We start from the raw sequence: 7,907 nt of genomic DNA on the forward strand, positions 1-7,907 counted from the left end.
CGCTCACCAGTGTGCGGCCGTGGCGTAGTACGTGCTGCCCGGCCAGGCTTCCACCGGGGTTGTCGTGGGGACGATCTTCCCGGCGCACAGGCCGCGTTCGGCCAGGCCGTCGATGATGCGCGGGATGGCGGCGAGGGTGGTCTCGTAGCCTTCGTGCAGCAGGATGATGCCGCCCGGTTGCACCCGGAGGGCGTTGGCGACGATGTCGTCGGTGGAGATGCCGTTGTAGTCGAACGAGTCGTTCGTCCACAACACCTCGGTCATCCCGAACGTGGTCGCGTCCTGGCGGATCGCCGCGTTGGTCCGGCCGTACGGCGGGCGGAACAGCGTCGGCGCGTGGCCGGTCCCGGCCTGGAGAATCTGGTTCGTGCCGAGGAGTTCGTTGAACGCGTCCTCCCCGGAAAGCTCGTCCAGGAACGGGTGCGAGAACGAGTGGTTACCGATCCAGTGGCCGCCGGCGGCGATCTGCCGGACGTACTGCGGGTAGTCCAGGGCGTGTGCCCCGGTGAGGAAGAACGTCGCCTTGACCCAGCCGGCGTCGTTGAGCGCCCGGACGTACGCGGGGGTCAGGGTCGTGGGGCCGTCGTCGAAGGAGATCGCCGCATAGCCGGCGGAGCAGGGAGCCGGCGGCGCCGGGTCTGCGTGCGCGGGTCCGGTCGGGCCCAGGATCAGGCCCGTCACCGCCGCGATCGCGACGGCCCCCCAGGTGCGGACTCGTGCGCTCGACTTCATTTCGGTCGTCCTTCCGAATGTGCGAACCGGTATGACCACGGCCCACCGCCGGCCGACGGTGGGCCGCCTGTACTCAAGCCGCGTCGGAGGGCATCCGGGAACGGTTTACCGGATGCCTCGTCTGCGGAAACAGCAGTCGCCGACGGGTCGTCAGCTGTTGCGTGCGGGCAGGATCCGCTTGAGCGCGAGGCCCGCGCTGAACAGCGTGAACGCGGCCACGAACGCCCACATGACGTTCGCACCGGTCGCCGCCAGGGCGCCTCCGGCGCCGGCCGCGGCCACTCCTGTACTTGCGTGATACATGGTCACCACTTCCTTTCTTTTCTTCGGATGGCGTCCCAGAAAGCCTTTGCCTGGGCCGCCTGGAGGTAGAGGTCGAAGGCCATTTCGACCACGATCAGCGCGCCGAGCACCACCTGTAGCGGTCCGCGTTTGCGGACACTCACGGCGCGCTCCACGGAGAAGATCAACGTGACCACCATCCACACCGGTTGGATGCGCACGTGTCCGGTGAGGAGGAGGGACAACAGCAGCGAGCCGAGATAGATCCCGATGACCACAAGACCGAGCAGGGACAGCAGTTGGCGGCCCCAGTAGGTCCGGGTGATGTGCGTCCACCCGTAGTCGGTCAGGTTCTCCAGGGCACCGCGCTTCCAGCGCAGCCGCTGCTGGAACAGGTCCGACCAGGTGCCCATGACCTCGGTCATCAGGGTGCACTTGGGCGGACAGACGATCCGCAGGCCGAGGTGCAGGATGCCGAGGGTGAGCTCGTTGTCCTCGGTCAGCACCCGCGTGTCGTATACGTGCGCGGCGCCGGGCAGTTCGTGGGCCGCGCGAGCGGCAACCACCTCCTGCAGGGTCAGCGCGCGAAAGAGGGTGGCGGTGCCGGTGAGTACGAGGGCCTTGCCCTGGAGCCGCTCCACGTCGCGGACGTAGCGGGCGTACTCGTTGCGTTGCAGCATGCCCACGAAGCCGCCGCCGGGCTTGCCGGTGAAGGTCCCGCCGACGGCGCCGTACTTGCCCGTCGCCAGCCGTTCCAGGCCGTGGCTGAGGAACTCCGGACCCAGGGTCGAGTCGGCGTCCATCACCAGGACCGCGTCGGCCGGGCCGAGGTCGGGCAGGATGCGGTCGATGACCTGGTTGAGGCCGCCGGCCTTCTTGTGCTTGTTGTCGACGGTCTCGTACACCTGTACGCCCATCGAGCGGGCGATCTCCACGGTGCGGTCGGAGCAGTTGTCCGCGATGACGATGATCGTCTCCGGCGGTCGCCGCTGACCGTACAGGGACTGGATGGTCTCGCCGATCTGCGCTTCCTCGTTGTGCGCGGGCACCAGTGCGGTGATCCGCATCGCGTGCACGTCCGCCGTCGGCAACGAGCGACGTCGACGGCGCTTGGTCTTGAGCCGGAACGGCTCGGCCTTGCGCGCTCGATGCCGGCGCGGGCCGACGGCTGCGGCCGGCTCGGCGACGCGTACGGCCGCCCCCGGAACGAATGACAGTTGCGGCTCATCACGAATCGGCGCAAGGACCACGGTCGGATGACCCGCCGCCATCGCGTGCTCGTCGCGCCCTCGGTGCCGCCCTCGCGGCGTCGCATCCACGTAACCGGTGTCGTTCATCCCGCCATCGCATTCGAACCGGACCATGCGAACGGACGAAGTGGCCTCGCGAGCGCACGTACGGATCCCGGTGTCGAGACCGCGTGCGGGCAGCACGAACACGGCGAACCATCGGCTCGCCGAGGATCAACTCGTCCATTCCCCCCCGAGCCCCCGCCCAGGCTGGGCAAGCATGCGACATCGGAAGGATCTTGTAAATCCGATAGTCGTAATTGTGAGTACAGGCACAGAAATAGCCGGCATATCCGACGATGATTTGCCCATGTTTATCGCCTCTTCCGTAGCTTGTTCCACCGTCTGCGACTCCACCGTGACGACCGTCGGCTGTCCGAATCGATGGCCGGCTCCCCCGGAGCTGGTCGGCGGCGAACGGGCTACCACCGTGCAGGTGCCGGCCTGCCTCGAACGCCGCCTGGATGCGGGGGGTTGCCCTTCGACCGAAACGGCCGGCCGGTGCGGGTGGCGAGGTCCGAGGCGGACGCCGACTCGGTACCGCCCGCGCCGGACGCGGACGTGTTCGCCGCGACCGGGAAGCCGTTGCCCATGACCGGCGAATACCAGCTGTGGATCAAGCCTCCGACGGATCGCACGACGCCGTCCACGGTGAGCGCCACGGTGTTCGCGGGCTCCTGACCCGGGAGTCGCCCACCGGGGCCGGATCGGCCCGGCCCCCCGCCCCGCCGCCAGGCGTTTCCCGACGCCGGGCGGCGGGGCGGTGGGGTGCGCGTGGTCACGGGGGTGCGGCCGGGGACGTTCCTTGGATAGAGTGCCGCGGCTGATCGGCCACGCGTACCACGGAGGCGACTTGACGAACCATCCGGGATATCCAGGTGCCCAGAGCCCCCCTCCTCCTCCACACCAGGGTCAACCCAAGTGGGCGTGGTGGGTGGTGGGCATCGCCATTCCGCTGATCGGCATCTTCGTCACCATTGCTGTCAGTCGCTCCGATTCCGATTCGGATTCGAAGGCTCCGTCGTCGAACACGGCCCCCGCGCCCGGCCTGCAGAGCTCGCAGGCTCCGCAGAGTTCGCAGAAGCCGCCGGCCACCGGTGGCGGTGGCCAGTCGGCGTCGAACACGCCGGCACCGGGCGGTCAACCGCCGCGGGTCCTGTTCGGGCCGGGTCCGATCACCGTCGACCCGAACAAGCAGTACGTCGAGTTCGACACCAACCCGCCGCTGGTGTCCCAGTCGAACAAGGCCGCGGACCTCGTGTTCTCGTACACGCTGGGCGCACCCGATCTCATGACGGTCGGCTCCGCCAACACCCTGGCCGCGCTCCCCCAGGGCAGCCCGGACCCGACCCCGGAGGCATGTGCCGAGGCGGTCCGCAAGCGCGGCACCTACCTGGGCGGCGAACTCGCCCCGGGCAGCCGATTCTGCATGGTCACCAACGAGGGACGCACCGGATACTTCCGGGTGATCGGGCCGATCGCCCCCGACGTCCCCCTGCGCCTGGAAGCAACCGTCTGGGATCTTCCCAGCTGACGCCGCGACCCGGTCGTCGTGGAGGTGGTCACGCGGCGGATCGGCCCGCCGAGGCCACCGGGACGGCCGTCCGGTCGCGACGCCACGCGTGGCTTGAGTGCGATCGCCAGTTGCACGTCCCGCCTGCGGAAGACCCGCAGTTCGGCCACGGCGGAGGTGGCGGGCGTGGCCTCGCGCAGATCCGGCACCAGACGCCGGACCAGCACCCAGCCCAGGGCGCAGCACGCGGCGACGGCGACGAAGGTGGATCGCCAGCCGAAGGCGTTCCCGATCAGGGTCCCGATCGGCGTGGCCGAGGATCATCGACAGGTTCATCCCGAACACGAGCGTGGAGACCGTGGAGGCCTGCTTGCCGGGCGGGGCGGACGATGCCGCGATGACGATCGCGTTGGCGAAGAAGGTGGCGGTGACCAGCGAGGTGGCGATCCGCGCGGCGAACAGCACGGCGTAGTTCGGCGCGAGCGCCGAGGCGAGGTTGCCGACGACGACGATCGCGAGCAGTACGCTGATCAACGGCTTGCGCGCGATGCGTGAGGTGAGGGCGGCCGGCACCGGGCCGCCGACGATCATCCCGATCGCGTACGCCGTCACCAGCAGCCCGGCGGCCGAGATCGAACGTGGTCGGTCCTCACCCGTCGGCCCCGGGGACACGCCGAGCCGGATCGCGCAGTCGGGGGGATCAGGCGGGGCCGCTCCGGGGCGATTTCGCGCGCGCGACGGGCGCGCGACGGGCGGCCGGCCGCCGGGTGACGTCACGGCGTCGCGGCGATGCGGCGATGCGGCCTAGACTCCGGGCGTGGCCGGACAAACGAGTACGACGCCGCTGTCGGGTGTGCGCTTCGTGGGGTTGCGCTTTCGGCTGGAGACCCGGGGGTTGCGGCGCCCGGTCCCCGTCGAGGTCGCCGCACTCACGCATCACGGTCCGGGCGATCATGTCGCCTGGCGCGCGCACGCCCCGATCGAACCTCCCCCGCCCGAAAGCCCGCCGTCCGCGCCGATCGGCGTCCCGGTACCGCCCGCCGCACCCGGCTCCCTCGCCGCGGCGCTGGCGGACATCGAGCGCCGTGTGGTCCGCGACCTCCCGCACGCGGTGATCGGGCTGCCGCCGTTCGCCGAGAAGACGCTCGTGTGGGAGCAGCGCGCCTATTGCCCACTCCTCGCCTCGTGTGTCGTCCTGGACGTGATGACCCTCGCCGCAGTCGTCACCCCGACCGCCACACCGCAGTCCTTCGACACCAGACTGCAGCACCTCGGCCTGCGACCGCCCCCCGAACGCGCGGTCACCTGGGACGCGTACGCGCTGACCCACTTGTTCCACACCACCGTCGCCAAGGGCATCGCCACCGGCCGCTGGTCCGGTCTGGAGGACCTCACCCGGGTCGCCGGCTCCTCCCCTCCCGCCGTCGAGCCCGAATTCATGCCCGCACTCGATGTCCAGGAGTCCCTCTTCGACTGACCCGACCCGTTCCGGGCCCACCTCTCCCTCGTCAGCCGCATGCCCCGACGGCGCAACCGGGTTCCGGACCGGAAGGACCGCGGGGACGCGGTGGAGTCAGCGGGGTGGGGCGGAGAGGGGGCCGTTGCCCGCTGTGCGCAGGAGAGGTTTGCTCATGGCTCGGGTGATCGTCGGGTCCCGGCCGTCGACGTAGGGGTCGCGGAGGGTGTAGCCGGCTCCCGCGAACAGGGCGAGGGCTCGGATGTTGCGGTTGCCGGTCTCCACGACCAGTCGCCGTGCGCCGGCCTGGGCGGCGGTGTGCTCCAGGGTGCCGAGCAGGCGGCGACCGTGGCCGAGGCCCCGCTGCTCGGGGCTGACGTACAGGCGTTTGATCTCCGCCGCCCGACCGGGCATCGTGCGCCATCCGCCGCAGCCGACCGGGGTGTGTCCGCTGTAGGCGAGTACGAACAGGCCTTCGGGGGGCTCCAGATCGCGAGGCTCGGTGGTGTCGGGATGATCGGCGAAGCCGTACAGCGCGACCTGCTCCGAGTACAGGGCGTGCAGCAGGACCCGGGTGTGCGAATGGGTGTAGGGACGCGGCACGAGACGGACGTCGGCAAGGGCGTTGGGGCCATCGGCCCCGAACGGCCCATGATGGCCCAAAGCCGCGCCCAGCACGGCCCCGCCCTTGGCGCGGTGCGCGAAACGGATCAACGACCTGCTCCCTTCCCGCCGACCCCGCACATCGGGGCTCCAGCACGATTCTCCGTGAAGCCCCCATACCCCGAACAGTGGCCCCGGCCAACAGACCACAGCCAACCCACCAAGTCCCCACCGTCACCCGGGCGCTCACCCCCCGTCGCACCCGACCTCGCGGCCCACGGACCGGTCACCCGGACCCGGTGCGGACAGCAGCCGAGACCACGCGGCCGACGGCGTCGAGCGCAGCGGCTCGATCGTTGCGTGCGACTGGTCCACGTACTTTCGCGCCGTTTCGGAAACCACGCCATTGCGACGGCCGGCCGTGCCGGGGTTGCCGGGGGTGTCGGGCCGGAGCAGGATGCCGGGATGCGCTTCTCCGTCAATATTCCGAACTTCGGCGACTTCGCCGACCCCAGGACGGTGGCCACGGTCGCGGTCGCAGCCGAACAAGCGGGCTGGGACGGTCTGTTCGTCTGGGATCACGTGGTGCACGACAAACGCGCCCGGCGGGGCCAAGCATTCGGCGATCCCTGGATGTTGCTGACCGCCGCGGCGTTGGCCACCTCGCGGATCAAGCTGGGCACCCTGGTCACCCCCGTCCCGCGCCGGCGCCCGCAGCAACTCGCCCGCCAGGTGGCCACCTTGGACGCGCTCAGCGGTGGGCGGGTGATCTTCGGCGCCGGGCTGGGCGGGCCATTCGAGGACGAGTACGGCGACTTCGGCGAGCCGACCGACCCGGTCGTTCTCGCCGAGCGCCTGGACGAGGGGCTGGACCTGCTGGACCGCTACTGGTCGGGCCAACCGGTGGACCACGACGGCCCGCACTACCGGGTCCGGGACGTGACGCTGCTGCCCGCCTCGACGCAGCGGCCGCGGCCGCCGGTGTGGATCGGCGGGTTCTGGCCGAATCGCCCACCGATGCGCCGCGCCGCGCGCTGGGACGGCGCGGTCCCGTTGTTCGCCTCCGCCCGGCACGGTCATACTCCGCCGGTCGACCAGGTCCGCGACCTGGTGGCGTACGTGCGCAAGCACCGCGACGTCCGCCCGGAGGCCACGTTCGACTTCGTCCTCGGCGGCGTCAGTCCCACCGATCCCGCCCGGGCCCACGACCTGCTCGGGCCGCTGATCGACGCCGGCGCCACGTGGTGGGACGAACGCCAAATCATGGACAGCGCCGACCTGTACCGGGCGACCCCGATCCTGCGTCGCATCGAATCGGGGCCGCCCGTCTTCTAGTCGGTCGCTTACGAGCGGTTACTCACTCCCGGCCGCTCACCCCACCGGCCGACGAGGCCAAGCCGCGCTCGCCCTACGCGCCCAGCTCGGCGAGTCGCTTCAGCGTCGCGTCGATCGACGCGCGTCGGGCGGGCAGCAGCGGCAGTCGTACGTCCGGAGTCGGAATCCGGCCCTGCGCGTACAGGACGCCCTTGACCACGGTCGGATTGGGTTCGCCGAACGCCGCGGCCGACAACCTCGCCAGCGCGTGGCCCAGGCCCCGGGCCCGGACGAGGTCGCCGTCACGCCAGGCGTCGGCCAGTTCCACGAACCGGCCGGTGGCCAGATGCGCCGAGGCGAGGATGCCGCCCGCCGCGCCCAGGGCCAGCAGGGGTGACAGGAACAGGTCGTCGCCGGCCAGCACCGCGAAGTCGGGCGGCAGGTCGCCGAGCAGGTCCACCGCATCGTGATCGATGCCGCCTGTCGCGAGCTTGACGCCCACGACACCGGGAATTCGGGCCAACTCGCGCAGTCCGGCCGCATCGAGCGGCTGCCCGGTGCGGTACGGGATGTGGTAGACGATCAGCGGCAGCGGGCTTGCGCCGGCCAGGTGGGCGAAGTGCGCCCGTACACCGGCCTGCGCGGGGCGCGTGAAGTACGGGACGGGCACCAGCGCGGCGGCGGCCGTCGGCCACCGCGCGAGGTCCGCGAGGGCGCG

9 protein-coding genes and 1 pseudogene are annotated in these 7,907 nt (G+C 70.9%); 4 read left to right on the plus strand and 6 right to left on the minus strand.

Annotated features, from left to right (window positions below):
- Positions 1-3: 3 nt before the first annotated feature.
- From ABZS54_RS31080 to ABZS54_RS31090, 3 genes are all read right to left on the minus strand, one after another.
- Positions 4-732, minus strand: a complete 729-nt coding sequence (locus ABZS54_RS31080) for a polysaccharide deacetylase family protein (protein WP_355543495.1) — start codon at positions 730-732, stop codon at positions 4-6.
- Between the two features lie 150 nt (positions 733-882).
- The gene (locus tag ABZS54_RS31085; protein WP_355543498.1) at positions 883-1,035 is read right to left on the minus strand and encodes a hypothetical protein; all 153 of its coding nucleotides are present in this window, start codon (positions 1,033-1,035) and stop codon (positions 883-885) included.
- A 2-nt stretch (positions 1,036-1,037) separates the two neighbouring features.
- Complete coding sequence (locus tag ABZS54_RS31090) at positions 1,038-2,351, minus strand: glycosyltransferase family 2 protein (RefSeq protein ID WP_355543500.1); 1,314 nt, start codon at positions 2,349-2,351, stop codon at positions 1,038-1,040.
- A gap of 426 nt (positions 2,352-2,777) precedes the next feature.
- On the opposite strand from ABZS54_RS31090, the gene ABZS54_RS31095 reads away from it, so the two are divergent.
- Positions 2,778-2,984, plus strand: a complete 207-nt coding sequence (locus ABZS54_RS31095; RefSeq protein ID WP_355543502.1) for a hypothetical protein — start codon at positions 2,778-2,780, stop codon at positions 2,982-2,984.
- Between the two features lie 256 nt (positions 2,985-3,240).
- A complete protein-coding gene (locus ABZS54_RS31100; protein WP_355543517.1) occupies positions 3,241-3,837 on the plus strand; it encodes a hypothetical protein in 597 nt (198 codons plus the stop codon).
- A gap of 351 nt (positions 3,838-4,188) precedes the next feature.
- Here the strand turns inward: ABZS54_RS31100 and ABZS54_RS31105 are convergent.
- Positions 4,189-4,407 (minus strand): annotated as a pseudogene (locus ABZS54_RS31105) (MFS transporter); the annotation flags it as partial.
- A gap of 226 nt (positions 4,408-4,633) precedes the next feature.
- On the opposite strand from ABZS54_RS31105, the gene ABZS54_RS31110 reads away from it, so the two are divergent.
- On the plus strand, positions 4,634-5,293 hold the full coding sequence (locus ABZS54_RS31110; protein ID WP_355543505.1) for a hypothetical protein: 660 nt from the start codon (positions 4,634-4,636) through the stop codon (positions 5,291-5,293).
- A gap of 96 nt (positions 5,294-5,389) precedes the next feature.
- Here ABZS54_RS31110 and ABZS54_RS31115 read toward each other — a convergent pair whose 3' ends face one another.
- A complete protein-coding gene (locus ABZS54_RS31115) occupies positions 5,390-5,986 on the minus strand; it encodes a GNAT family N-acetyltransferase (RefSeq protein ID WP_355543508.1) in 597 nt (198 codons plus the stop codon).
- Positions 5,987-6,340: 354 nt separating this feature from the next.
- Between ABZS54_RS31115 and ABZS54_RS31120 the strand changes: the two genes are divergently transcribed.
- Entirely contained in the window at positions 6,341-7,210 is an 870-nt protein-coding gene (locus tag ABZS54_RS31120) for an LLM class flavin-dependent oxidoreductase (protein WP_355543511.1), read from the plus strand.
- A gap of 73 nt (positions 7,211-7,283) precedes the next feature.
- Here the strand turns inward: ABZS54_RS31120 and ABZS54_RS31125 are convergent.
- On the minus strand, positions 7,284-7,907 hold a 624-nt coding region (locus ABZS54_RS31125), incomplete at its 5' end, for a dihydrodipicolinate synthase family protein (protein ID WP_355543514.1).

The organism is Embleya sp. NPDC005575, assembly GCF_040605455.1.
Classification (GTDB): domain Bacteria; phylum Actinomycetota; class Actinomycetes; order Streptomycetales; family Streptomycetaceae; genus Embleya.